Origin of the sequence: Cellulomonas sp. Leaf395 (assembly GCF_001424125.1) — a bacterium.
Lineage (GTDB): Bacteria > Actinomycetota > Actinomycetes > Actinomycetales > Cellulomonadaceae > Cellulomonas.
The window spans coordinates 588,301-614,452 of the sequence record NZ_LMQI01000003.1 but is presented as its reverse complement, the minus strand read 5'-3'; the positions used below and the strand labels follow the sequence as shown (position 1 = coordinate 614,452).

The window sequence follows — 26,152 nt, the reverse complement described above, 5'->3', positions numbered from 1 at the left end:
CGCGCGATGCACGGCCCGCGGTCGGCATGCGGCACACTAGTGCACCATGCGTGGAATCATCTTGGCCGGCGGCTCCGGTACCCGACTGCACCCCATCACCCTCGGCGTGAGCAAGCAGCTCGTCCCGGTGTACGACAAGCCGATGATCTACTACCCGCTCTCGACGCTGATCCTCGCGGGCATCCGCGACGTGCTGGTGATCACCACGCCCCACGACGCCGACCAGTTCACGCGGCTCCTCGGCGACGGGTCGCAGTTCGGCATCTCGATCTCGTACGCGGTCCAGGCTGAGCCCAACGGGCTCGCGCAGGCGTTCGTCCTCGGCGCGGGGTTCATCGGCAGCGAGCGCGCCGCACTCGTGCTCGGCGACAACATCTTCTACGGCCCCGGTCTCGGTTCGAAGCTCCAGCGCTTCGAGTCGATCGACGGTGGAGCCGTCTTCGCCTACCGCGTGTCGGACCCCACGTCGTACGGCGTCGTCGAGTTCGACGCGAACGGTCGCGCGCTGTCGCTCGAGGAGAAGCCCGCCCACCCCCGCAGCAACTTCGCGGTGCCGGGTCTGTACTTCTACGACAACGACGTGGTGGCGATCGCCCGGGACCTGAAGCCCTCGGCCCGCGGCGAGTACGAGATCACCGACGTCAACCGGGTGTACCTGGAGAAGGGTCGCCTCCAGGTAGAGGTGCTCCCCCGCGGCACGGCCTGGCTGGACACCGGCACGTTCGACTCCCTGCTCGAGGCGTCCGACTACGTCCGCACGATCGAGCACCGACAGGGTCTCAAGGTCGGCAGCCCCGAGGAGGTCGCCTGGCGCCGCGGTTTCCTGAGCGACGACGAGCTGCGCGAGCGGGCGCAGGCGCTCACCAAGTCGGGCTACGGCGCCTACCTGCTCAGCCTCGTGGAGTCCGACACGTGACAGCCGGCCCGGAGGCGCCCCTCGCGCCCGTCCCGGGCGCACGCGACGAGCCTGCCGCAGCCACGGCGCCCGTGGCGCCGCGCCGCGCACGTCGTACCGCGGCCAACCCCGGCTTCCGCAGCGACATCGAAGGCCTGCGGGCGCTCGCCGTCGGGCTCGTCATCCTCGACCACGCGCTCGGCTGGCCGGTGGGCGGATTCATCGGGGTCGACGTCTTCTTCGTGATCTCCGGGTTCCTCATCACGGGCCTGCTGTACAAGGAGTTCCGGCGGACGGGCCACATCTCCTTCGTCGGGTTCTACCGGCGGCGGATCCGGCGCATCCTGCCGGTGTCCACCGTCGTGCTGGCCGTGACGGTCGCCGTGAGCAGCGTGCTCTACTTCAGCGCCCGGGCGCACGAGATCGCGGTCGACGGCGTCTGGGCCCTGCTGTTCTCGGCGAACTGGCGCTTCCTGATCGTCGGGACCGACTACTTCGGGCAGTCCAGCGCCCCGAGCCCTCTGCAGCACTACTGGTCCCTGGCCGTGGAGGAGCAGTTCTACTTCGTGTGGCCGTGGCTGCTGCTCGTCGCGCTGCTCCTGCTCGCGCGCGTACGCCGTTCGCGCTCGGCGCTGATCGGCTCCGTCGTGGTCGCCGTCCTGCTCGTGGCGACGTTCGCGTGGTCCGTGCACCAGTCCACCGTCGCGACGACCGCGGCGTACTTCTCGACGTTCACGCGCGCGTGGGAGCTGCTCGCGGGAGCCGCGCTCGCCCTCGTCGCCACCAGGCTGACCGGCCTGCCGCGGATCGCGCGGCTCGTCCTCGGCTGGGGTGGGCTGCTGACCATCGTCGTGTCGGCGCTCTTCGTGCACGCCGGGACCGGCTTCCCCGCCCCGATGGGCCTCCTGCCGATCCTCGGCACCGTCGCGGTGATCGCGGCCGGCACCGGCACCCTCGAGCGCTCCACGCTCACGCCGCTCACCAACCCCCTCTCGCGCTACCTGGGCCGGATCTCGTACTCGCTCTACCTGTGGCACTGGCCCGCGATCATCCTGCTCGTCACGTTCCTCTCGGTGGACCGCAAGCTGTACCGCGCGATCGCGGTGCTCCTCGCGCTGGGCCTGTCCGTCCTCACGTTCCACCTCGTCGAGGAACCGATCCGGCACTCGCGCTGGCTCGAGCGGCGCTCCGCCCGTCCCGACGAGCGCCCCGCCCAGCAGCGTCCTCGCACCCAGTGGCGGCTCGTCGGCGTCGGTGCCCTCGCGGTCGCCGTCGCCGTCGCGGGCACGCTGGCAGTCCAGTCGACGATCCGCGACGCCCAGGCGACACCGCCCGCGGTGGCGCAGACGCCCGCTACCACGCTGAGCACCGACTCGGACGCCGCCGCCCACGTGACCGAGCAGCTCCAGCTCGCCGTGGCGGCAACCGCCTGGCCGGCGCTCACCCCGGCGATCGACGCACTCCCCCAGTCGAAGGCGCCCGAGCTCGAGGACCTCGCCTGCGCGAACGACTGGGACACGATCGAGCAGCACTGCGTCTACGGCGATCCCGCTGCTCCCCGCACCGCCGCGCTCGTCGGCGACTCGACGGCGCTCGCCTGGCTCCCGGGGCTGCGCGCTGCCCTGGAGCCGGCCGGCTGGAACATCGACTCCTACGGCAAGTGGGGCTGCCCCGCCGCCTCCACGCCCGTGCACGCGCTCGGCGCCGACCCGTACCCCGCGTGCGAGACCCACCTCGACTGGGTGCTCGCGCGGGTGGCCGCCCAGCAGCCGGAGCTCGTCGTGCTCGGCAGCGCGGAGGGGTACGTCGACAACCTGCCGAGCGGTGCCACGGCTGACCAGGCGTCGGCGGAGTGGACGGCCGGCATCGAGCGCTCGATCCGGGCCGTCGCCGGACCGGGCACGCGGGTGGTCGTCCTGGCGTCGCCGCCCTACGGCAAGGACCTCACCCAGTGCGCCACGCGCTCGAGCCCCCCGAGCGCGTGCCTGTCGGAGGTGAGCGCCCAGTGGCAGCGGACGTCCGCCGCCGAGGTCGCCGCCGTCGACGCGGCGCGGGCCGACGGCCTGGACGTGCAGTACGTCGACTCGCACGGCTGGTTCTGCACCGCCGAGGGAACCTGCCCGGGCTTCTCGGACGGCATAGTGATCCGGGCCGACACCAACCACGTGACCGCGAACTACGCGACCTACCTCGCGCCGCTGCTGCGCGAGGGCCTGCAGGTCGGCTGACCCGCCGGCGCTCAGTCGAGCGGCGGGAGCGCCTGCGCGTTGATCCAGTCGGCGAGCCGCTCGACGCCGGCGCGCAGGTCGTACTGCGGCGTCCACCCGAGCACGTCCTGCGCAGCGGTGACGTCCGCCCATGCGTGCCGCACGTCGCCCTCACGGAACTGGCTGGTGACGTGCGGCGCGGGCGCTCCGTAGCGCTTCGCGATGAGGTCCGCGGCGGTGGCGATGGTCTGGAACTCGCCGGAGCCGATGTCGATCGGGGAGGTCGGTGCCGTGGCCGTGGTCGCCCCGAGGTGGATGGCGCGTGCCACGTCGTCGATGAGCACGAAGTCGCGGCGGACCTCCCCGTCCTCGTAGAGCGGGATGGAGCGCCCGGCCGCGGCCATGCGGCAGAAGAGCGACATGATCCCCGTGTAGGGGTTGAACAGCGACTGCCCGGGACCGTAGACGTTCTGCAGCCTTAGGACGACGGCCTCGACACCGAACGAGCGCGCCCAGACCCCGAGGATCTGCTCCTGCGCGAGCTTCGTGGCGCCGTAGACGCTCACCGGCGCAGGCTGCACGACGCGGGACTCCATCGCCACGGGCGACGCGTCCGGGACGTCCCACGCGCCGTCCTCGAGGGTCTGGCGGGTGCGCTGCTCGGGGTAGAAGACGGCGCCGTCGGCACCCCGCCACGCACCTTCGCCGTAGACCGCGCGGCTGCTGGACAGGACGATCCGCTGCGGACGCGCGTCGTGCCGGGTGAACGCGTCGAGCATCTGCGTCGTCCCGACGACGTTGACGCTGGCGTGCCGGGTGGACTCGGACAACGACTGCCCGGTCCCCGTCTCGGCGGCCAGGTGGATGACGACGTCGGGGTGGACGTCGCTCAGCAGGCCGTCCCACACGGTGGGCTCCACCACGTCGCCGACGACCAGCTCGACCCGCGGGTCGAGGTCAGCGGGCCGGCGCGCGTCCGGGTGGATCTGCGGGTGCAGGTTGTCCACCGCCACGACACGCTCGAACGAGTCCGCCAGCGCCGTCGAGACCGCCGTGCCGATGAACCCGGCTCCACCGGTCACGAGGCAGGTGCGCCGGGGCGCCGTCGCAGAAGTCACTCTCACTCGTTTCGTCGGTCCACGAACCCGCCCGCGCGAGCCCGAGCGAGTCTCTCACGACGGTCGCTCCGGCCCCGAATCGACCGCCGACCTGCACACGCGTCAGAACCACGTCAGCGGCGCGTCCGCCGCACGATCTCGACCAGGCACCGCAGCAGGAGCAGCCGCGACCGGACGACCTGGCCCGGTCCGCGCGGACGCGGGGTGCTGGCGTTGCCCTCGTGCAGCCGCCGCCGCACGAGCACGTCGCTGAGGTGCTGCACCGATCCGGTGACGTTGCCGTAGAGCGCGAACCAGAGGTCGTGACTCTCCGTGAGGTAGGGCGGGAAGGGCGTCGCGCGCTCCAGGACCGCGCGCCGCAGACCCATGGCGCAGCCGAAGTACGGCCGCGTCCCCGCGAGGATGCCGAGGACGTTGCGGGCATGATGCTGGGAGTCCGCGGGGTCGAGCCGCCAGGGCTGCTGCCCGAACGGACCGGTCAGGTCGGTCCCGTCCATGATCCGCAGGTTCCCCGCAACGACGTCGTGGTCCGCCAGGGCGGCGGTCATCACGTCCAGCCGGCCGGGCGTCCACACGTCGTCCTGGTCGGCGAGCAGCAGGTACGTCCCGCGCGAGCGCGCCAGCGCGTCCGCGAACGTCGCGACGTACCCACGGTTGCGCTCGGCCACCGTGAGACGGATGCGCAGGTCGTCGAACGACCGCAGGACGTCGACCGTCCCGTCCGTGGAGGCGTCGTCGACGACGACCAGCTCGTCGCGCTCGCCCAGCTGGGCGAGGACGGACCCGACCTGCTCGCCCACCCACGCCTCGCCGTTGTAGGTGGCCATGCAGACGCTCACGCGGACGTCGCCGCTGGCCCCCGCGGGCGGTGCTCCGTCGACCATCAGGCCAGCACAGACCCGGCAGCCGCGGCCCACCGCTCGGCCCAGGGGCCGATCGCGGAGACGCCCGCCGCGTCGAGTGTCGCGTGACCGAGCACCGAGAACGCCGGGCGCGGTGCCGGGCGCACGAACGCGTCGCTCGACGTGGGCCGGACGATCTCGCGGTCGAGCCCCGCGCTGGCCACGACCTCACGGGCGAACCCGTGCCAGGAGGTCTGCCCCGACGAGGTGGCGTGGTACGTCCCCGGTGCCGCCTGCGCGTCCACGAGCCGCAGGATCAGGTCCGCGACGTCGACCGTCCAGGTGGGCTGTCCGACCTGGTCGTCGACCACGTCCAGTCCCCCGCGCTCCCGGGCGACGCGGGCGATCGTGCGGGGGAAGCAGCCCCCCGCCGCACCGTAGAGCCACGCCGTCCGCAGGATCAGGTGGTCCGGCGCCTCGGCACGCACGGCCCACTCGCCCGCCGCCTTGGTCCGGCCGTACGCCGACCGGGGCGCGATGGGCGCGTCCTCGGGGTACGGCGTCGAGGCGGACCCGTCGAACACGTAGTCGGTCGACACCTGCACGACCCGGGCGCCCGCCGCGCGCGCGGCACGTGCCAGGAGGGCCGGTCCCCCCGCGTTGACGGCGAAGGCCGCGGCCTCCTGGGTCTCGGCGTCGTCGACCGCAGTCCAGGCGGCGCAGTTCACGACGACGTCGTACCCCTCGACTGCGGTCGCGATCGACTCCGGCGAGGTGATGTCGAGCGACTCCCGCCCGAGTGCCGCCACCGCGTCCCCCCGGGCGGTCAGCAGACCCACCAGGTCCGTCCCGAGCATTCCCCGGGCTCCCGTGACCAACCAGCGCATGTCCTTCTCCCTCACGTCGACGACCGGCGACACTACCCGTGCGGCGTCGGGTGCGTCCCCTGCGGGTGCGCCGGCCTACGCGGCGCGGGCGAACGCGTGACCGAGCAGTTGCCGCGCGCCGTCCGCGTCCCGGGACAGGACCGCCTGGGGCACGAGCGTCACCGCGTGCAGGCGGGACGTGAGGTGGAGCCGCGCCGCGCGCGCCGCCTTCGACCACCCCCGGGCGTCCATCTGGGCGGCGGCGCGGCGGAAGTACTCGCGCTCGCCGCGGAAACGCTTGCCGTCGAGCAGGGTCGCCGACGAGGCGCTGGCCGAGTGCCGTCGGTAGGAGAAGCAGACCGTGGGCTCGATCACCATGGACCCGCCCTCCGTGATGATGTCGACCACGATGGCCAGGTCCTGGATCAGCGGCAGACCGTCGCGGAAGCCGATCCGCGCGACGACCTCACGGCGGAACACGAGCGACGGCCAGTACATCCAGTCGGCGCGCAGCAGGCTGGCCGCGAGCGCCTCGCCACCCACGCGCCGGCGTCCCTGGCCGCGCGGCATGGTCACGCGCTGCTTGACGACGTCCACCAGCGTGCGCACGACGTGCCCGTTCTCGTCGATCACCTGCACGCCGGGCTGGATGACGGCGGCGTCGGGGTGTGCGGCGTGCGCGGCCAGGACGACCTCGACGAAGTCCGGCAGCAGCAGGTCGTCGCAGCCGAGGAACACGAGCAGGTCGTGCTCGGCCAGCTCGAGGCAGCGCCGGTAGTTGTCGGTGATGCCGAGGTTCGTCTCGTTGCGGACGTAGCGCACCCGCGCGTCCCCGAGCGACGCGAAGAACTCCGCGACCGAGGCGTCCGGGTAGGCGTCGTCGACGACCGTGACCACCCAGTCGGTGCTGGTCTGCGCCTGGACGGAGCGGATCGCGTCCTGCAGGAGCTGGGGGTCGCCCCAGAACGGGACGAGGATGTCGAGCGGCATGGTGTCCTTCCGTTGCGGCGCGATCGAGGCGCGGTCGCGTCGTGCGCGCGGTCGAGTCGTGCGCGCGTTCGTCGATAGGCAAGACTACGGGCTCGTGACCGACGAACCCGGGCGTGCCCCCGCCATCTCCCGTGCATCCGCCGGCGCCGTGGGTGCCGCGGCGCTGTTCGGTGGCCTCTCGGGGTACGTGGTCCTGCTGGTCGCGACGCACACGCTCACGAAGGCCGCGACGGCCGAGTTCCTCGCCTTCTGGTCGCTGCTGTTCTGGGTCATGGGAGCCCTGAACGGGCTGCAGAACGAGTCGACGCGCGCCGTGGCCGCCCGGGCGGCGTCGGTCGGCGACGTGACACGCGGCGCACGCGCCGTCCCCACGTCGCTCGCGGTGGGAGGGGTCCTGTGCGCCGTGCTCGCCGTCTCCTCTCCCCTGTGGGGCGCGCACGTCCTCGGCGACGGCTGGCGGCTGCTCGTGGTGATGGTCGCCCTGGCCGGCGTGGCGTTCGCGGGGCACAGCGCCCTGTGCGGGGCGCTCGCCGGGCGCGGCGACTGGACGGCGTACACCGCGACGGTGAGCGGGGAGGCCGCGGCACGGATCGGTGTGGTCGCCGTGGCGGCAGTCGTCGGTGCGGGCGTGGTCGGGCTCGAGGCGGCCGCGGCCGCGGCCGCCGCCGCATGGCTCCTGCTGGCGGCGGTCAGCCGCCGCGTCCGGTCCGGGACCACGGAGCGTGCGGACGTGGACGCCCCCACCTTCCTGCGCCACGTGCGCGCGACCCTGATCGCCAGCATCGCGAGCTCCGCCATCCTCGTCGGCTTCCCGGTGCTGCTCCGGGCGACCTCGACCGACGTCGAGTACGAGGCCGCGGCGCCGTTCGTGGTCGCGATCTCCGTGACGCGCGCTCCGCTGATCTTCCCGCTGATCGCCTACCAGGGTGTCGCCATCAGGCACTTTCTCGGGCGACGGGCCGAGGGCCTCCGTGCCCTCTGGCCCGGTGTGCGCCTCATCCTCCTGTGCGGCGCGGTCGGCGCCGCCCTCGCGGCGCTCGTCGGTCCGTGGGCGATGCAGGTGATGTTCGGGGCGGAGTACGACGTCAGCTCCGGGGTCCTCGCGGGGCTCACCGTCGCGGCGGCGGCGCTCGCCCTGCTGGTCCTGACGGGTGCCGCGACGCTCGCTCTCGGCTCGCACCGGGCGTTCGCCACCGGGTGGGTCCTGGCCAGCCTGGTCACGCTCGCGATACTCCTGACCCCCCTGCCGCTGGAGCAGCGGAGCATCCTCAGCCTGGTGCTGGGCCCGCTCGTCGGGGTCGTCATCCATGTGCGGACGATTGCCGGCGCACCGTCGGACGATGGGTAGAGTCCACCCCATGCCCGTGCAGTCGCTCCTCGTCATCGTTCCTGCCTGGAACGAGGAGCTGACCGTCGGCACCGTCATCCAGGAGCTGCACGCCACCGTGCCGGAGGCGACGGTCCTCGTCGTCAACGACGGCTCGACGGACCGCACCACCGAGGTGGCCCGCGCAGCGGGCGCGCTGGTGCTCGAGCTGCCGGTGAACCTGGGCGTCGGCGGCGCGATGCGCGCGGGCTACAAGTACGCCTTCCGCAACGGGTTCGAGCGCGCGGTCCAGCACGACGCGGACGGGCAGCACGACCCGGCGGCGATCCAGACCCTCCTCGACGTGATGGACGAGCAGCAGGCGGACATCGTCATCGGGGCACGGTTCGCGGGCGTCGGCACGTACACGGTGCGCGGTCCGCGGGCCTGGTCGATGAAGATGCTCTCGGTCGTCCTGTCCCGCGTGTGCGGCACGAAGCTGACCGACACGACGTCCGGGTTCAAGGCGAGCAACCGTCGCGCGATCCGGTTGTTCGCCGCCAACTACCCGGCCGAGTACCTCGGGGACACCGTCGAGTCGCTCGTCATCGGCGCGCGCGCCGGTCTGCGCATCCGGCAGACCGGGGTGTCGATGCGCGAGCGGGCGGGCGGGACGCCGTCGCACAGCCCGGTGCGTGCTGCGATCTTCCTCGGGCGGGCCGTCCTTGCCCTGGTCATCGCCCTGTCCCGGCCCAGCGAGCCCGTCGTGGCGGAGGTGCTCTGATGCTGAGCGGCTACTGGTTCGCCGTCGCGCTGTGCGCCGCGCTGATCGCGCTGATCTTCGTGCTGCTGCGCACCAGGCGGCTGCGGGAGAAGTACGCGGCCATCTGGATCGTGCTCGGGATCGCCGTCCTGGTCGTCGCGATCTTCCCGCAGGTCGCGTTCTGGCTCGCGAACGTCGTCGGCGTGCAGACGCCGGTCAACCTGCTGTTCGTGGTGGGCTTCGCGGTCCTGCTCTCCGTCCTGATCCAGCTGAGCACCGAGATCTCCTCGCTTGAGGAGGAGACCCGGACGCTGGCGGAGGAGCTGGCGCTGCTCCGGCTCGAGGTGCGCACCCTGCGCGAGGGTGAGCCGTCCGCCCGGACGCCGGACGACGACCCGGCCTGACGGTCCCCGCGCCCTTGGGCGACTGAACTCACACACGCCCACCCCTTGGCGTGCGCAATCGGGGTGGTGCGCCCGACTACACTTTCTGCGCGAGTGTGCGCGCCCGGACGGCGCGGACGACACCCGAGCCCACGAGGACCCATGCCGCGCACCAGCACGACCGAGCCCGAGACGACCGACGTGGAGCCGGCGACGCCGCACGCCCGACGGGGGTTCGCCCGGGCGGTGCGGTCCGGGCGGACCGTCAGCACGGTGGCGGTCGTCCTGCTGATCCTCATCTCGGCCGCCGTCTGGCTCACGCGTCCGGCCGGCCACGTCCAGGGCGTGGCCACGCAGTCCGCCATCGTCGGTGAGGTCTCCTCGGCGCTCGACGACGAGACCGTCATCTCCCAGGACGTCACGGCAACGCAGGACGGGCTGACCGCCTTCAGCGCCAAGTTCGGCACCTACGGTCCGGCGACCGACCAGGACTGCGCGATCGTCGTGACCGTCACCGCGCCGGACGGCGCGCAGGTCGACGAGACCCTCATCCCTTGCGGCGACATCATCGACAGCGAGACCACGACGGTCGTCGCGGAGTTCGACCCGCTCACCGACAGCGCCGGGCAGACGTACACCGTGACGTTCGCCGCGGCCCCGGGCGACTGGGACCGGGCCGTCGCCCTCTGGGTGGGCGAGCCTTTCGACGACGAGCCGTCCTACTCCGAGAACGGCGAGGAGGCGGACACGACCGCGCTCGTGGTCGCGGAGTACGAGGGCGGGACGATCGCCTCGCAGATCTTCACGGCGCTCGACCGCGCGGGCGAGGGCGGACCGTGGTGGGTGCAGCCCGGCGCGCTGGTCGTCTGGACCCTGCTCATGCTCGCCGGCATCGTCGCCGCGGTGAACGTGTCGTGGACGTCGCTCAAGCTCGCCACTGTCCTCGTGATCGCGGTCGCCCTGCTGCGCGGCCTGCTGTGGAGCGCACTGATCCCCCCGCTCGACGGCATGGACGAGGGTGCGCACGCCGGGTACGCGCAGTTCCTGGCAGAGGAAGGCCGCCTGCCGGTCCGGGACGTCGCCTACGACAACCTGCGGCCCACCCTGAGCGACCAGCTCGCCATCCTCAACGACTTCGTCGCCCGCGAGGGCTCGCCGCCCAGCGACCGTGCGAACCGCGACCCGCAGGCCACGGTCGAGCTCGAGCAGGAGCTGCGCGAGGCGTCGCCCCGCGCCAACGGCAGCGCGTCCGCCGCGGGATACCCGCCGGCGTACTACGCGCCTGCCGCGGTGCTCTACACGATCACCCCGGGAACGTTCCTCGACAAGATCTACGGCATGCGGCTGTGGACCGTCCTCCTCGGCGGTCTCGCCGCCTGGGCGACGATGCACGTGACTCGCCGCCTGCTGCCGCGCAAGGCCGTGCCGGCCACGCTGCTCGGCCTCGCGGTCGTGCTCCAGCCGATGATGGCGCACCAGTTCGCGATCGTGAACAACGACGGGCTCGTCATGGCGGCCGGCATCGCGGCGTTCGCCATGGCGCTCCGACTGGCGCAGGGCCGGTTCCGCGCCACACACGTGCTCGCTGCGGGCGCCCTCGTGGGTGCGGCCCTGCTCGCGAAGCCCTACGGGGTCGGCATCGCGCCCGTGGTGGCGCTCGGCTGGATCGTGGGTCTGTGCCGCGACGGCTGGTCCTGGAAGCGGTCCGGCGTCCAGGCCGCCGCGGGCGTGCTCGGCGTCGTCGCCACCTACGGGGTCTGGGTCGTCTTCCAGGTGCTCGCTGCCATCCCGCCGTCGGACCTGCCCTTCTACCCTGACGGCGACCAGAACCGGTCCCCCCGTCACTACCTGCACCTGCAGTTCCTCGACGGGCTCGACTCGTTCCGGGCCAAGTGGGGCGACCAGATGTTCGGGTTGTTCTCGTGGCTCGACGTCCGCCTCCCGATGACCGCCTACAACTGGGTCTGGCTCGGGCTGAAGGTCGTCGTCATCCTCGCCGCCGTCTGGCTCGTCGTCGGGGCCGTCCGCCTCGTGCGTCGCGGGCTGGCGACCCGGCAGGCTCTCTCCGGCGCGTCGGCCGACGAGGCCGCACGGCCCGTGGCAGCGATGTCGGCCACGAGCACCAGCGCGGCCCCGGGGTCGACTGTCGACGAGCTCGATCGGACGCCGGCCGGTGGAGCCGTCCTCAGCAACGCGGTCCGCACGTGGATGTCGGCGGTGTGCGTCGTGGGGGTCATCGCCGTGCTCTACCTCGCCGGGTACCTCTACTTCAGGAACTCCGGGCGGGACGAACTCCTCCAGGGGCGGTACGCCCTCATGGTCGTCCCCGCCCTGCTGGCGCTGCCTGCGCTGCTGGTCGAGGGCATCCTCCCGAGGCGAGCTGAGTGGTGGCGGCGAGCGGCGCTGTGGGTCCTCCCGGCCGCGATGTTCCTGGGCATGTGGACGCTGCACGTGCTCTCCGTCGCGACCATCGGGGACCGCTTCTACAGCTAGCCCGACCCGCCAGGACCTCACCCGCGGACACACGGTCGCGCTCCGCGGCGGCCGAGATCCGGTCGGTTACCGTGGTTGTCCACACCGTCCTGGAGGTCCTTCGTGCGTGGCTCGACCCGGCGGACCGCTGCCTTCGCAGCGGCCTGCGTGACTGCCGTCGGCATCGTCGTGGCTGGGTGCACGCCGACCCGGACCCCGGAGCCCGGCGGCACGAGCCCAGCGGTGTCGCCCGGCGCCACCGGCACGCCCACGCCGACCCCGGCGACGACGCCGACGCCGACGGAGGACCCCGTCGTGCCCGACCCCGCCGCCTCCGCGACGGCGCCGCCCGCACCGGGAGCCTCGCTCGACGGCGTCACGGTCGCCCTCACCGTCGCGGGCTACCTGCCCGACACCCGCGAGGTCGTCGTCACGGGCTACGCGGACGTCGTCGGCGACGGCGGAACGTGCGTGGCGTCCCTCGCGCGCGCCGGGTCGGCTCCGGTCACCGTGTCCGCTCCGGCCGCACCGGATGCGACCACCACGTCCTGCGCACTGAGCATCCCCCGCTCCGCGCTCACCGCCGGGACCTGGTCGGCGACGCTGACGTACCAGACTGCGGGCGGCTCGGTGACGAGCCCCGCGACCGACGTGGAGGTCCCGGCGTGACCGTCGCCCGAACGACCCGGCTCGTCCTGACGGCGCTGTTCTCGGCGCTCGTCGCGCTGGCGGCGGTCGTGACCGCGAGCGGGCCGCCCGCACAGGCGGCCGACCTGTCCAGGTTCGATCCCGGGTTCATCATCAGCGACGCGGTGTTCTTCAACTCCACCGCGATGAACGCGGGCACCGTCCAGCCGTTCTTGGACCAGAAGGGCTCCGCGTGCGTGCCGGCGGACGGCAACACGTGCCTCAAGAGCTACGTCGAGAGCACGACGACGCGGGCTGCGACGAACCGCTGCACCGAGTACGTCGGTGCAGCCACCGAACGCGCCTCGACGATCATCGCGAAGGTCGCCGCCGCGTGCGGGGTGAACCCGCAGGTCCTGCTGGTCACCCTGCAGAAGGAGCAGGGACTCGTCACGGCGCTGACGGGCAAGCCGGCCAGCACGTACCAGAAGGCGATGGGCTACGGCTGCCCCGACACCGCGGCATGCAACGCGCTGTACTACGGCTTCTTCAACCAGGTCTACTCGGCGGCGTCGCAGTTCCGGAACTACGCGCTGAACCCCGGCAGCTACTCGCACCGCGCAGGCCTGGTGAACAACGTCCGGTTCCACCCGAACGCCGCGTGCGGCACGTCGCCCGTGCTGATCCGCAACCAGGCGACGGCCAGCCTCTACAACTACACGCCCTACCAGCCGAACGGGGCCGCCCTCGCCGCCGGGTACGGCACGGGTGACAGCTGCTCGTCCTACGGCAACCGGAACTTCTTCAACTACTTCTCCGACTGGTTCGGCTCGCCGACGGGCAACCCGCCGTTCGGCTTCCTGGACTCCGTCACCGTCAGCGGCCTGTCGGTCACGGCCTCGGGCTGGGCGATCGACCCCGAGACGAACGACCCGATCACCGTGCACATGTACGTCGGGAGCGCGTCGCAGGCGTTCCTGGCCAACGGGTCCCGCCCGGACGTCGGTGCGGCGTTCGGCAAGGGTGACCTGCACGGCTACTCGACGACCATGCCAGCGTCCCCTGGGACCACGAACGTGTGCGTGTGGGCCATGAACACCGACGCGGTCTCGGGCAACACGCTGCTCGGCTGCCGCACGGTCGTCGTACCCCATCCGTTGCAAGGGGTCTACGACTCCGCGGTGGCCGACGCCGCCGGGCTGACGGTCAGTGGCTGGGTCTACGACCCCGACGCGCTGGGCTCGTCCGTCGAGCTGAGCGTCAAGGTCGACGGCGTGGCACGCTCGGCGGTCGCGGACCAACCCCGCCCCGACCTGGACGCCGCGCTCAAGGTGGGGCCCAACCACGGCTTCGTCGTGCGCATTCCGGCGGCCTCCGGTCAGCACACCGTGTGCGTCACCGCCCTCAAGGCCCCTCCCGGCCAGAACTCGGAGCTGGGTTGCAAGACGGCGACGGTCGTCAACAGCGCCCCGTGGGGCTACATCGACTCCGTCACGGCGGGCGCGGCGGACATCACGGTCCGCGGCTGGGCCCTGGACCCTGACACGTCCGACCCCATCGCGGTGCACGTGTACGTCGACTCCGCGAGCCAGGCGATCCAGGCCGCCGACCCCCGGCCCGACCTCACGTCGCTGGGCAAGGGACCGAACCACGGCTACGCCGCCACGATCCCCGCAGCGGCCGGCAGCCACAACGTCTGCCTGTTCGCCATCAACGCCACACCCGGCGCCAACACCGCGCTGGGGTGCCGGACGGTGACGGTGGTCAACCGCGACCCGATCGGCTTCCTCGACTTCATCACTCCCGGTCCCGGCTCGGTCACGGTCAAGGGCTGGGCACTCGACCCCGACACCACGGCGTCCATCGCCGTGCACGTCCACGCCGGCCCCGCGAGCACGGCCGTGACTGCCAACATCAACCGGCCGGACCTCGATGCGGTGTTCAAGCTCGGCGCCGCCCACGGGTTCTCCGGCACCGTGCCCGTTGCCCCGGGGCAGCAGCAGGTCTGCGTCTACGCCATCAACGCGAGCCCGGGCAACAACCCGCCTCTGGGATGCCGCACGGTGACGGTGCTCGCGGACAACCGGCCACCGATCGGGTTCGTCGACGCCGTGACCACCTCGGCCGGCTCCCTGTCGGTCGCCGGCTGGGCCCTCGACCAGGACTCGGTCGACCCGGTCACCGTCAACGTGAGCGTGGACGGTCGGGTGACACCGGTCGTCGCGGATCGCTCACGGCCCGACCTCGGGTCGTTCGGTGTCGGCACGGCACACGGGTTCGCGGGGTCGGTCACCGTTGCAGCCGGACCACACACCGTCTGCCTGGAGGTCGTGAACCTCCCGACCGGGCCCAGCACGTCGCTCGGGTGCCGGACCGTGACCACTCCCTGATGTCGGTTCGGGCGATCCGACCACCTCCCGTAACCTGGTGCCCCCGCCCGAGCAAGGAGTTGTGATGCAGGTCCGCGAGCTGCGAGTGCCAGGTGCCCTGGAGCTGACTCCCCGCCAGTTCGGCGACGACCGGGGCACGTTCCTCGAGTGGTTCTCCGCGGCCACGTACGCCGAAGCGGTCGGTCATCCGTTCACGCTCGCCCAGGCGAACTGCTCCGTCTCCGCCGCGGGCGTGATCCGTGGCATCCACTTCGCCGAGGTACCGCCGTCGCAGGCCAAGTACGTCACCTGCTTCAAGGGTGCCGTCCTCGACGTCGTCGTCGACATCCGGGTGGGCTCCCCGACGTTTGGTCAGTGGGACACGGTCCTGCTCGACGACGAGGCCCGGCGAGCCATCTACGTGCCGGAGGGTCTGGGGCACGCGTTCATGTCGCTCGAGGACGGCTCGACGGTGGCGTACCTGTGCTCCGCCCCGTACGCGCCCGGCCGCGAGCAAGGCGTCAACCCGCTCGACCCCGAGATCGGCATCGAGTGGCCGACGACGGGCCGGGACGGGCAGCCGCTCACGCCGCTCCTGTCGCCCAAGGACGAGGAGGCGCCCTCCCTCGCGCAGGCCGCCGAGCTCGGCCTCCTGCCCACCCACGACGCAGTCCTCGCGTTCCTCGCCACGCTCGATGCCTGAACCGACCACCACGGTCGTCGCCGTCGTCGTCAGCTACCAGCCCGACCTCGAGGCTCTCCGCACCCTGCTCGAGGAGACGAGCGCCCAGGCCGCGGCCGTGGTCGTCGTCGACAACGGCTCCGCACAACCGCTCGTCGAGCCGCTGCGGGCCGCCTGCGCGGCGGCCGGCGCCCAGCTCGTCGAGCTCGGCGCCAACCTCGGGATCGCCGCCGCGCAGAACCGCGGGTGCGACGTGGCCAGGACGCTGGGCGCGACCCACATCCTGCTCCTCGACCAGGACTCCGTGCCCCTGCCGGGCATGGTCGACCGCCTCGTCGAGGTGGCGACGCACCCGCTGCCTGACGGGCGCCGGGTGGCTGCGGTGGGGGCGGTCGCCCGCGACGACCGCGACGGTGAACCCCCGTTCGTGTACGCGGTGCAGCGCTGGGGGCCGCGGCGGGTCTCGATCGACGACGACGCCTCGACCCTTGAGGCGGCGTTCCTCATCGCGTCCGGCTGCCTGGTCGACGTCGATGCGCTCGACGTCGTCGGACCGATGCGCGAGGACTTCTTCATCGACCACGTCGACCTGGAGTGGGGCGTCCGCGCGAGAGCCGCAGGGTTCGTGCTGCTCGCCGCGGTCGGCGCCGAGCTGCGTCACGAGCTGGGCGAGACCCCTCGGGTCGTCCCCGGCCGGAGCCGCACCGTGCACGTGCAGTCGGTGGTCCGCAACTACTACATGACGCGCAACACGGTCCTGCTGGTGCGCTCGTCCGCGCTGACAGCAGGCTGGCGCCTCGGTTACCTGTGGTGGCTTGGCAAGTACGTCCTCTACTACGTCGTCGCGGTCGAGCCGCGCCGCGTGAGGATCCCGCTCATGCTGCGCGGCATCAGACACGGTCTGCTCGGTCGGACCGGCCCGCTAGTGCCTCAGACACCCTGAACGAGGGCGATTGCCGCCACGCGCGACTGGAGCGGCTCGCCGAGAGGCACACAGACCTCCTCGAGGGTCGACGGCGTGTTCCATGTCAGCCACGCTGCGAGAGGCGGCGCCGCGCTCGGGCCGCAACGGCGGTGATGCCGCCGGAGCGGTAGACGCGCCGTATCGCTGCGCTGCGCATGCGCCACGGCCCCGCGGGCGAACCTGTGCGGGGAGGGTACTCGTCGACCCAGGCGTCCGCCGCGCTGAGCGGCTCGTCGCCCGCGACGGCGACCCAAGAGCTCTGCCGCCGGTTCTCCTGGCCCCGCACGTCGCGCGCTGCAGCGAGCAGGATCTCGCGGTACCGGTGGCCCTGGTGTGCCGGCGACCATCGCAGCAGCGCCGCGCGCCGTGCGCGGCTGCCGACCAGCGTGCGGTGGTGCTCGTCGGTGAGGAGGAGCTCAAGCGCCTCGACCCACTCCTCGTGTGTGCTGGCGAGGTGTCCGGTGACACCGTCGTCGATGCTCTCGCGGAACGGCTCTCGCGGCGAGGCCACGGTCGGTGTCGCGACCAGCGCGGCCTCGAGCCACTTGATCGCCGACTTCGCCTCGTTGAACTGGCTGTCTGCCACCAGCGGCGCAAGGTTGACGTCCACGTCCCGCAACCGCGCCGGGAGCTGCGTCCACGGCAGCATCGGGAGGCGGTGGACGCGGTCGGCCACCTCGTCGAGTGCCGCACCGGTGCCCAGGTGCCCACCGAGCCACAGCTCGACGTCGCTGTGCCGGCGCATGACCTCGACCACCGCAGGCTCGACGACCGCCCAGTCCGCGTCGTGCGTGGTCGTGCCCGAGAAGTACCCGATCCGGAGCGGACCCTGGCGCCGCTGACGCGTCAGGGCCTCCTCGCTCAGGCGTCCCAGCGCGGCGCCGACGCCGTTCGCGAACCGGTGCACGGGCATGCCGGTGAGCCTGCCGACCTCGTCGCACAGCGCCTCCGTGCTGCCGATGTACGCGTCGGCGGCCTCGAGCGTGGTCCGGTACCGCGCCACACCGTTCCACCACAGGTCGCGCTCGGCCCCGCTCAAGCCCTCGAGCCCGTGCACCGACCCACGCAGCCCGGGGTCGACGATGAGGTCGTCGACGTCGAAGAGCACGGGGACGCGCCGCTGTCGCGCACGGACCTGGCGGACGAGGTCGAGCACCTGCACCGTGGCCGGCACGCGGTAGATGACGACCGCGTCCGCGGTGGCGGCGAGCACCGGCAGCTCGGGGTCGCGGTAGTGCCGCACGTCCGTCGCGATCCCCAGCTCGCGCAGCGACTCGGCCGGGAGGTGCGCGCGGTAGCGCAGCGGCGCACCCTGGATGCCGACGACGAACAGGACCCGGTGCATGATCGGCTCGGGTTCGACCACGTCGGTGGACGCGGCCAGCAGGGCGCCGTACGTGGCCTCCAGCCCGACGACCTGGTCCTCCAGGGCCCGGACCTGAACGTCGACCGCGACCTCTTGCATCCGCCGCACCTGGTCCCGGTCCTGCACCAGCCCGGTGAGCGCGACTGTCAGCCCGCGAGCGTCCGCGGCGGGCACGACCAGCCCGTTCACCCCGTCGCGGACCGCTTCCTCCGGGCCGAGCGTGTCGGTGCACACGACGGCAAGACCTGCCCCGAGCGCTTCACGGGTCAGGATCGAGTGCGACTCCCGCATGACCGACGGCAGGATCAGGACGTCGTGGGCGCCCAGCACGTCGTCCAGCTCGACCGGGCGGTAGGCCGGCTGGGCCCGCACGTGCGTGCCGAGTCCGTCGGTGTGTGCCGCGTCGACCCCGTACAGGTCGATCAACCATCCCCCAGCCGGCACCGCGCGCAGAGCCTCGAGCAGGACGGGGAGTCCTTTCATGGGGTCGGCGCCGCCGGCGAACATGAATCGGACGTCCTGGTCCTCACGCCGTTCGGCGGTCGTCCGGCGCTTCTCGGGCAACCCGTTCTCGTCCACCCGCACACGCCGTTCGTCGACCCCGTTGGCGATCATCACCTCGGCAGCGCTCCGCGACGGGGCCAGGACGAGGTCGGCGTCCGCGAGCCGGGCGTGCAGCGCACGGTTCCGGGCGGCGAGCCACTCGTGGTTCACCGCGCAGGGGCATGCGCCGCAGGAGACGACGAGGGAGCACGGGGTCATGTCGGGCGCCACGAGGAACTGCCGGGCGCAGGTCCACCAGAAGTCGTGCATGGTCACCACGACCTGGGCGCCCGACCGTTTCGCGACCGACACCAGCCCCGCACCCATCGTCTGCAGCGAGTGCAGGTGCACGACGTCGGCAGAGTTCTCGTCGAGCCAGCTCTCGAAGGCCTGCTCGGCACCCGGGTTGAGGCTGTTCAGCGGGTCGGACCACGAGGTGAAGGGCGTGATCGAGAGCCAGCGGACCGGGATGCCGTCCTCCCCCGTCTCGTCCCACGAGCTCAACGGCGCACGGGAGTCGTCGAGATGTCCTGCGAAGACACGCACGTCATGGCCGCGCGAAGCCAACCCACGAGCGATGCGCTGGGGCACGAGCGTGCCCCCGCTCGTCAGGTTGGGGGGGTAGTGAGCGGAGACAACCACTATTCGCACCTGGCCCATCGTAGGCGTCCCCACGGACCACCCAGTTGGACGCCTATCCAGGAGTCGTCATGGCCTACTGTGCTCCCATGCCGATCGACGACGAGCGGGCAGCGTGGCTAGCCGGCCTGCGCACCGCAGACAGGGCTGTGCACCAGGCGCTCGACGGTGAGGTGGCCGCCCGCGAGATCTCCGCGCTGCACGAGCGGATCGCGGCTCTGCAGGCCCAGGTGGCCTCGCTGCGTGGTTCGGTGCGGGTGCGGGACTCCCTCCTCGACGACCACCGCGTCGCTATCGCCGAGCGTGACGCCCGGATCGACGCGCTGGGCACGCCCCCGCCCGTACCGACGCTGAAGAGCCTGCTCCGTGCGCGCGCCGTGGGCGTCGTCCGTCGCGTGGCCCGCCTGCCTCGGCGGCTCGTCCGGTCCGCGGGCGCGCTGGTCGGCGGGCGATGACCGCCACACCCCTCGTCTCCCTCCTGCTCGCGGCGGTCGACGGCGACGAGCACGCCGTGCTCTCCACCTTGGAGGCCGCCGAGCGCGCACGGGCCCCGCACGACATCTGGGAGATCGTCCTCGTCACCACGTCCGACACCGGCGTGGTCCGGCCGTGGCTGCGGGAGCACGTCGTCGAGGCAGCGCCCCGCCACCTGCTGCTGGAGCGGGGTCTGCGTGCGGCGCGCGGGACGTGGGTGGGTGTGATCGGTCCGGGCGACCACCTGGAGCCGGGCGCCTTCGACGCCCTGCGTGAGCGGCTCGCCTCGGCCCCAGACGTGGATGTCCTGTACACCGACGAGCAGTGGCCCGGCGAAGGGTCGAGCGGCATCTTTACCAAGCCAAGCTGGGTCCCCGAGTACGAGCGCGGCATCGACTACCTCGGACGGCTGTCCCTCCTGCGCCGTTCGTTGCTGACGACGGTCGGCGGGTTCAGCGCGGACGGAGCTGGCGCGGACGAGTGGGACGCCCACCTGCGCTGCGTCGAACGGACCGACAAGATCCAGCACGTGCCCGTCGTCGGTGTGATGCGACCTGCCGCCCCCGCGCTCGACGACGACAGCTGGGACGCTGGTCTGCGGGCCGTCTCCCGACACTTCTCGCGGATCGGCCAGCCGACCACGGTGACCCGGTCGTCGTACCGCGGCGGAGCGGTCGCATGGCGCCAGGTGGTCGATCCGCCGCTCGTCTCCGTCGTCGTGCCCACGGGCGGGGGACATCGCACCATCCGAGGACAGGACGAGCTCCTGGTCGCGATGTGCGCTCGTTCTCTCATCGAGAACACGACGTACGACCGCTGGGAACTGGTGCTGGTGCCGTCCGACGGCACGCCCCCGGAGGTCGCCGACCGGGTCCGTGCCATCGTCGGCGACCGCCTCGTCGTGGCTCCGGCCGACGGCGCCTTCAACTTCTCGACGTCCGTCAACACCGGCGTCGCAGCGGCGTCCGGGAGTCTTGTGCTGCTCCTTAACGACGACGTCGAGGCGATCGACCCCGCGTGGCTCGGGCGCATGGTGTCGGTCGCGCAGGACCCGTCGATCGGCGTCGTGGGGGCTCGGCTGGTCGACGAGCAGGGCCGGCTGCAGCACGTCGGCGTCGTCTACTCGGACGAGTGGATCCCGTGGCACATTCTCCAGGGCAACCCCGACGAGTTCACGCACTTCGGCGTCGGGCTCCTCGACAGCGACTTTGTCGCCGTGACGGGCGCCTGCCTGCTCATCTCGCGCGACCTCTACCGCGAGGTCGGCGGGCTGCCCGAGGACCTCCCCCTCAACTACAACGACGTCGAGCTGTGCCACAAGGTCGTGCGCGCCGGCAAGCGCGTCGTGGTCACGCCCGTCGCGCACCTGCACCACTACGAGTCCTCCACCCGGGTACCGACGATCCTCGAGGACGAGGTTCGCCTCCTCGCCCGCAGATGGCGTTGGATGGCGTGGCGCGACCCCTGGACCAGCACCCGTAGCGTGACCTGACGCCGCGCGTCGGTCACCGTGACGGTTGCTCGACGCACAGCGCACGGCCTGAGCAGCTCGAGCCATGCCCCCGGATCCGCGCGGGACGCGATGATGCCGTCTGCGACGGCGCTGGCCCGTCAGCCCTGGCGAAGGGTCCCGAGACGGGCCCTCACCTTACGCACCGCATGCCGCAGACCACCGCTGCGCAGATGCCGAGCGAGGGCTGACACGTCGTCTCGTATCGAGCGTCTCGGTCGGCCGTGCTCTGCTGCTTCGGAAGCAGCGATGCGTCCGGCGTCGGCAGCTCGGCGGGGCGTCGCGCACACAGCGGAGACGGGCTCCAGCACTCGGGGCCAGGTAAAGTCCTGCGCGACCCGACGCACGTTCGCGGCCGCGGATGCGCGGGCCACAGGGTCCACCAACAAGGCCTCCAGAGCCTCCGCGAGCAAGCCGACGTCCTCGGGCGGGACGACACGGCCCAATCCTTCGCGCTCGACGAGGCCGGCGAACGCGTCACCGCCAGTGCTCACGATCGGCAGACCCGCCCACAGGTAGTCGAGGATCCGCGTCCGGAACGAGAACTCCGTCTCGATGCCCGGGAGGTGTGTCGACACGCCGAGGTCCGCGTCGAGCAGGAAGTCGGCACGACGCTCGTACGGCACCCACTCCTCGTTGAAGAACACATGGCTCTGTGTGAGACCGAGCTCGGCGGCCAACTCACGAACGGAGCGAGCCATCCTCATCTCCGGCACGTCCGGGTTTGGGTGTCTCATGCCGAGGAAGTACAACCTGACCTGAGGCACCGTGCGCCGGACGCGGTCCACCGCGCGTACCAGGGTCAGCGGATCAAACCAGTTGTACACGCCGCCGCCCCACAGCAGGACCAAGTCGTCGTCTCCGATCCCAGGCACGACGCCCTTGATCGCACGCCCCGAGCGAACCGGCGCGACCGACGAGATGCCGAACGGCACGATGCGGATGAGGTCACGCAGACCGCGGTCTGCGTCGTACGTGAGTGGGTTCAGGCGCCCTGCCGCCGCGAGGTGCCCGACCCACAGGTCCCGCTGACGATCCGAGGCGCACAGGAAGACGTCGCCGCGGGCGATCTGCGCGTCGAGCTCCCGGAGCGAGGAGGCCAAGGAGGCGTCACGCTGGGCCAGCGGCTGATGGCGGCCCACCTCGAGGCTCTCGATGTGGAACGGGTCGTACAGATCGACGACGAGCACGACGTCCGCCTGACGCAGCCACGGGAAGGTCGCCGCGACGTAGCCCTGCAGGACGAGGACATCTGCCCACTCGACCGCGTCGCGGAAGTCCTCGACACGGATGTGTGCGACGTCGAACTCGACGGAAGTCCGCGAGCACTCGCCAAACGTCACCAGTCGAACGTCGTGCTCGGCAGTCAGGTGGCTGGCGATCTCCCAGGCGCGAATGGCAGGGCCGGCCATCTGGTCGGCGACCCTGTCCAGGGTCGCGACCAGGACGCGGCTTCTCACAGCACCTCGGCAAGTCGACGCTGGTGCCGGTCAAACACCAAGCTTCCGGCCACGAGGGCGACCGCCGCCCACAGCACGCACTCCAGCACTGTGCCCACGGCAGGTATGCGGTTGTCGTAGAGCAGGTTGCGGAAGACCTCCGTGAACCCTTCCATCGGGTTGAGCCGGTAGATGTCGAGCACCGTGATGTCACCCACCACGGGGCCGACCTTGGCGGACTGCCTCGCGACCTCCGAGATCGGGTACAGGATCGGCGTCAGGTAGAACCAGACCATGAACAGGATGGTCATCAGGTGCTGGGTGTCGCGGAAGTAGGCATTCGCGATCGACATCATCAGCGCGACGCCGAGCGAGAACACCAGCAGCACGGCCATCGCCACGATGACCAGCGGCACGAAGGGGAGCACGTTCGCACCCGCCAGGAGGATCGCGATGACGAGGACCACCATCTCGATCGACCACGTATAGCTCGACGCGAGAGTGTTGGCCACGACTAGTGCCGACCGCGGGAAGTACACCTTCTTGATCAGGTTCTCGCTACCGACGAGCGACGACATCCCGCCCGTCACGACCGCCGTAAAGAACGACCACGGCAGCAGGGCGCACATGAGCCAGAGCGCGAAGATGTCTAGCCCACTCGGAACACCAGGTCCGGGGTCGATGCGGATGATCACCGAGAAGACCAAGGTGTACACGAGCATCTGCGCGAGCGGATTGGCCAGGGACCAGAGCTGACCGAGCAGCGTCCGCTTGTACTTCCCCTTGACCTCGCGTCGAGTGAGGTTCACGAGGAGCTCGCGGGACGTCCGGATGTCAGCGACCAGACTCACTACGCCTCCGTGCAGGATGGATTGGCGACGACACGGATGACGATCGACCGCACGTCACGCATCGACAGCCGCACACGATACATCGATGCGTGCGGCTCACCGTCACCGAGCCGATGTCACGGGCTGAACCAACCTTGCAGGTCGACGACCACGTCCGCGTTCCCGGCATCGTTGTACACCTGCATCACGCCGTCAGCCGCCGTGGCGACGACGGCGATGTTCGCCTGGTCCCGGCCGCTGCCGGTGTTGAGGTCGGAGGCGAGAGGGCGAGTCGCACCCGTGCGCCACGCCGTCATGAACGTCATCGGCGCCGACTGTCTGGTCGCCGTGAGCACGACGATCGCGGCAGACGCGTCGGCCGGCAGTCCTACTGGGCGCAGCGGCACGCCTCGGACCGACTGTGGCCCGAGGGGACCACCGCCGTTCCACCGCGTGTCGACCGCGCGGACCGGGATCACGGGGTTGTAGCCCTGGCTCCCGGTGGGCCCGAACCATCCGACGACGTCGAGGACGACGTGGGATGCACCGCCTTGGAGCGCGAGCTCCACCGCACCATCCGCTCCGAGCACGATGACCTGCCGGTTGCTCACGTTGTTGCCGAGCAGGTGGTTCACGCTGGAGACGACGGGTCGCGTCCCTCCGCTCGGGTACGCGACGATGTTGCCGACGTCATCGGGAAAGACGGATGTGATGTTCATCATCACGGCCTTGGCGTCGGCGGGAATATTGTGGCGTCCCGCCACCTGGACGCGCCGGGTCGACCCGGACGTCAGCCGGCCACCGTCGGACCGGGAGTCGAGGACGCGCGCTCCGGTGGTCAGCGGCGAGTAGCCGTAGGCGCCCGCGTCCTTCGTGAAGTACCCCGTGACATCGACGATGGCATGAGTCGAACCGGAATTGTTGTAGACGCTCACCTTGCCCTCACCACCGACCCCGACGAATGCCCCGGACGCGGTAGTCCTGAACTGGTCGGTGTTCAGGCTGGATGTCTCGGGCATCGAGCCGCCCGCAGGCCACACGCGCAGGAACGTCATGGTCGACGTCCCCACCGCGGTGACGTTCAGCGCCACCCCGGCCGCGTTGGCCGGAACGCCTGCGACCCCGGCAACCACGACGTCCATGCGCGACGCCGGACCGAGGGAGGCCCCGGTCAGCCGAGTGTCGACGAGCCGGGTGGGCGCGATCGGCACGAAGCGGAGATCGGTCCCGAGTTCCCGGGTAGGCACGGCGGGCGGGTTCTGGCTCCCCTGGATCGTGAACTGATTCGACCAGGGGACCACGCCGGCACCCGTACCAGCCTCCGTCCCCGTGAGGTCGAGCCGGTAGATCCCGGCGCCCAGGCGGACTCCCGCGTCGGAGCGGCCGTCCCAGGCGACGATCGTGGCCCCACCGCTCGAGCCGGCGGTGCCCACGGTGCGGACCAGCCGGATTCCGGTCCTGAGGTCCGTGATGGTCATCGTCCAGTTGATCACCGAGTTCACGCCACCGACCACGGTGAGGCCGCCGCCGTACTGGACGGTGGATGTCGAGAGGGTGGGATTCACGAACTCGGCTCCGATGAGCTCCCGTGCGCGCTGCCTGATGAAGCCGAGCAGCGAGTACCCTGCCTGCCCAGGGCATGCACTGAATGCCACGTCCCGGTGTCCGATCACGACCGGCAGAGCGAGCCAGGTACCGGCCGGGTAGCGCGAATTGTCACCGCCGAGCGTCGTGTAGCCCACCGTGCTCCCGGGATCGCGGTGAAAGGCGGCCATGCGCCAGGCAATGACACGCGCGACGCTCTCCCGCTGGGCCACCGGCGGCACCACGCTGCTGTAGTCACCGAGCATCGAGACGCCGACCGTTGCCGTGTTGAAACCTCCCGCATGAACCCCGATGACTGGCTGCTCCCCTGAGCCGGCTCGACCCTCGTAGATGTTGCCCCACTTGTCGACGACGTAGTTGTAGCCGAGGTCGCACCATCCACGGGCGTCCTGGTGGTAACGCTGGTCCGCCCGGAGTTGGGCCATGGCCTCGGCGGCCGAGCTGTAGCTGTTCGGGCCCGCGGTGTGGTGGACGACCGACGCGAGCAGGGTCGAGGCCACGTCGAACGCGCAGCGCTGCGGGGCCGCACCCCAGCCGGCGCGTGAAATGATGCCTGGCGCTGCGACAGCCGCCAGCAGCACGGCCGCGTGGCCCGTGTCGACGCGCGCTGCACCCGAACGCGACGCCGCGGGTGCATCGGTGGTCGTTCGACGGGTGACGCCGTCCGAAATGTCCGTGGTCGTCGCTGCGACGCCGTCCACCTCGGCGGCCTCTCCGACCAAGGCGATCCGGACGTCGTCCACGCTCTGGGCCGCGCCGTCGAGCGACACCTGGACCTGGCTAGCGCCCTCGATCCAGACCGATCCGGTGCCGGCTCGGATGTCTCGGGAAGCCTCGAGCGTCCCGGGGTCCGGGGCCGAGGACTCATCCTCGAGCGTCACCCACTCCGTCCAGGATCCGTCGGTGAGCGTCCGCACTGCGACCTCGACAGCGGGAGCCGACGGGTCGGTGTCCCAGGTGACGCCGACGCTCTGGTAACCGTCACTGACGACGGGCTCCGTGACGATCCTCCCACTGGCGGGTTCGCTCGTCGTCGCGACAGTCTCGTCGGTCGCCGGATCAGCCGGGACGTCTGGCGAGACCGCGACCGGGAGCTCGTCGAGCGTGAGCTCGGGGGTGCCGGACACTGCAACCGTCGACGCCGGCGCCGTGATGGTCGCGGGTCGGACCCCCGCAGGGACCCCGGCCGCGGAGGCCGGGGCGACCATCCCGCCCCCCGCAAGTGCGACGAACAAGGCGACCCCGGTCGCCCTCCTGGCCGA

The 26,152-nt window shown here is 71.5% G+C and carries 20 protein-coding genes; 12 read left to right on the top strand and 8 right to left on the bottom strand.

The annotated features are described in order from the left end of the window. The first annotated feature begins 46 nt into the window (after nt 1–46). Together rfbA and ASG23_RS10670 are read left to right on the top strand one after the other, a co-directional pair. Nucleotides 47–916, top strand: coding sequence for a glucose-1-phosphate thymidylyltransferase RfbA (gene rfbA / locus ASG23_RS10675; protein ID WP_056024140.1), 870 nt, complete (start codon nt 47–49; stop codon nt 914–916). Further along, nucleotides 913–3,123, top strand: coding sequence for an acyltransferase family protein (locus ASG23_RS10670; protein WP_056024137.1), 2,211 nt, complete (start codon nt 913–915; stop codon nt 3,121–3,123). The genes rfbA and ASG23_RS10670 overlap by 4 nt, the downstream gene beginning before the upstream one ends. Nucleotides 3,124–3,134: 11 nt before the next feature. Here the strand turns inward: ASG23_RS10670 and ASG23_RS10665 are convergent, their stop codons facing one another. The 4 genes from ASG23_RS10665 to ASG23_RS10650 form a co-directional block, all read right to left on the bottom strand. Continuing rightward, entirely contained in the window at nt 3,135–4,220 is a 1,086-nt protein-coding gene (locus ASG23_RS10665; protein ID WP_056024133.1) for an NAD-dependent epimerase/dehydratase family protein, read from the bottom strand. A 113-nt stretch (nt 4,221–4,333) separates the two neighbouring features. Next, entirely contained in the window at nt 4,334–5,104 is a 771-nt protein-coding gene (locus ASG23_RS10660; RefSeq protein ID WP_056024130.1) for a glycosyltransferase, read from the bottom strand. After that, complete coding sequence (rfbD, locus tag ASG23_RS10655; protein WP_056024632.1) at nt 5,104–5,949, bottom strand: dTDP-4-dehydrorhamnose reductase; 846 nt, start codon at nt 5,947–5,949, stop codon at nt 5,104–5,106. The genes ASG23_RS10660 and rfbD overlap by 1 nt, the downstream gene beginning before the upstream one ends. Before the next feature lie 75 nt (nt 5,950–6,024). Continuing rightward, the gene (locus tag ASG23_RS10650; protein WP_056024128.1) at nt 6,025–6,918 is read right to left on the bottom strand and encodes a glycosyltransferase family 2 protein; all 894 of its coding nucleotides are present in this window, start codon (nt 6,916–6,918) and stop codon (nt 6,025–6,027) included. Nucleotides 6,919–7,012: 94 nt separating this feature from the next. Between ASG23_RS10650 and ASG23_RS10645 the strand changes: the two genes are divergently transcribed. From ASG23_RS10645 to ASG23_RS10610, 8 genes are all read left to right on the top strand, one after another. Continuing rightward, a complete protein-coding gene (locus ASG23_RS10645) occupies nt 7,013–8,266 on the top strand; it encodes a hypothetical protein (RefSeq protein WP_056024627.1) in 1,254 nt (417 codons plus the stop codon). 10 nt (nt 8,267–8,276) lie between these two features. Continuing rightward, on the top strand, nt 8,277–9,008 hold the full coding sequence (locus ASG23_RS10640; RefSeq protein WP_056024125.1) for a glycosyltransferase family 2 protein: 732 nt from the start codon (nt 8,277–8,279) through the stop codon (nt 9,006–9,008). After that, entirely contained in the window at nt 9,008–9,391 is a 384-nt protein-coding gene (locus ASG23_RS10635) for a DUF2304 domain-containing protein (RefSeq protein ID WP_235521014.1), read from the top strand. Before ASG23_RS10640 ends, ASG23_RS10635 begins: the two co-directional genes overlap by 1 nt. A gap of 141 nt (nt 9,392–9,532) precedes the next feature. Then, a complete protein-coding gene (locus ASG23_RS10630) occupies nt 9,533–11,863 on the top strand; it encodes a DUF2142 domain-containing protein (RefSeq protein WP_056024123.1) in 2,331 nt (776 codons plus the stop codon). 147 nt (nt 11,864–12,010) lie between these two features. Beyond that, a complete protein-coding gene (locus ASG23_RS20135; RefSeq protein WP_056024120.1) occupies nt 12,011–12,511 on the top strand; it encodes a hypothetical protein in 501 nt (166 codons plus the stop codon). Then, nucleotides 12,508–14,859, top strand: a complete 2,352-nt coding sequence (locus ASG23_RS20295) for a hypothetical protein (RefSeq protein WP_056024117.1) — start codon at nt 12,508–12,510, stop codon at nt 14,857–14,859. The genes ASG23_RS20135 and ASG23_RS20295 overlap by 4 nt, the downstream gene beginning before the upstream one ends. 64 nt (nt 14,860–14,923) lie before the next feature. After that, entirely contained in the window at nt 14,924–15,541 is a 618-nt protein-coding gene (rfbC, locus tag ASG23_RS10615; protein WP_056024114.1) for a dTDP-4-dehydrorhamnose 3,5-epimerase, read from the top strand. Next, nucleotides 15,534–16,463 carry a glycosyltransferase family 2 protein gene (locus tag ASG23_RS10610; protein WP_056024111.1) on the top strand — a complete coding sequence of 310 codons (930 nt, stop codon included), beginning with the start codon at nt 15,534–15,536 and terminating at the stop codon, nt 16,461–16,463. The genes rfbC and ASG23_RS10610 overlap by 8 nt, the downstream gene beginning before the upstream one ends. Before the next feature lie 85 nt (nt 16,464–16,548). Here ASG23_RS10610 and ASG23_RS10605 read toward each other — a convergent pair whose 3' ends face one another. Then, nucleotides 16,549–19,053 (bottom strand): glycosyltransferase, encoded by a 2,505-nt coding sequence (locus tag ASG23_RS10605; protein ID WP_056024108.1) that lies wholly within the window; start codon nt 19,051–19,053, stop codon nt 16,549–16,551. A 68-nt stretch (nt 19,054–19,121) separates the two neighbouring features. On the opposite strand from ASG23_RS10605, the gene ASG23_RS10600 reads away from it, so the two are divergent. Further along, nucleotides 19,122–19,487 (top strand): hypothetical protein, encoded by a 366-nt coding sequence (locus ASG23_RS10600; protein WP_056024105.1) that lies wholly within the window; start codon nt 19,122–19,124, stop codon nt 19,485–19,487. Next, nucleotides 19,484–20,998: a glycosyltransferase family 2 protein gene (locus tag ASG23_RS10595; protein WP_056024102.1), complete on the top strand. Its 1,515-nt coding sequence runs from the start codon at nt 19,484–19,486 to the stop codon at nt 20,996–20,998. The genes ASG23_RS10600 and ASG23_RS10595 overlap by 4 nt, the downstream gene beginning before the upstream one ends. A gap of 119 nt (nt 20,999–21,117) precedes the next feature. Here ASG23_RS10595 and ASG23_RS10590 read toward each other — a convergent pair whose 3' ends face one another. From ASG23_RS10590 to ASG23_RS10580, 3 genes are all read right to left on the bottom strand, one after another. Beyond that, nucleotides 21,118–22,476, bottom strand: a complete 1,359-nt coding sequence (locus ASG23_RS10590; RefSeq protein WP_235521012.1) for a glycosyltransferase family 4 protein — start codon at nt 22,474–22,476, stop codon at nt 21,118–21,120. Then, on the bottom strand, nt 22,473–23,306 hold the full coding sequence (locus ASG23_RS10585; protein ID WP_056024099.1) for an ABC transporter permease: 834 nt from the start codon (nt 23,304–23,306) through the stop codon (nt 22,473–22,475). Before ASG23_RS10585 ends, ASG23_RS10590 begins: the two co-directional genes overlap by 4 nt. Before the next feature lie 116 nt (nt 23,307–23,422). Continuing rightward, on the bottom strand, nt 23,423–26,017 hold the full coding sequence (locus tag ASG23_RS10580; RefSeq protein WP_162242683.1) for an N-acetylmuramoyl-L-alanine amidase: 2,595 nt from the start codon (nt 26,015–26,017) through the stop codon (nt 23,423–23,425). Nucleotides 26,018–26,152: the final 135 nt, after the last annotated feature.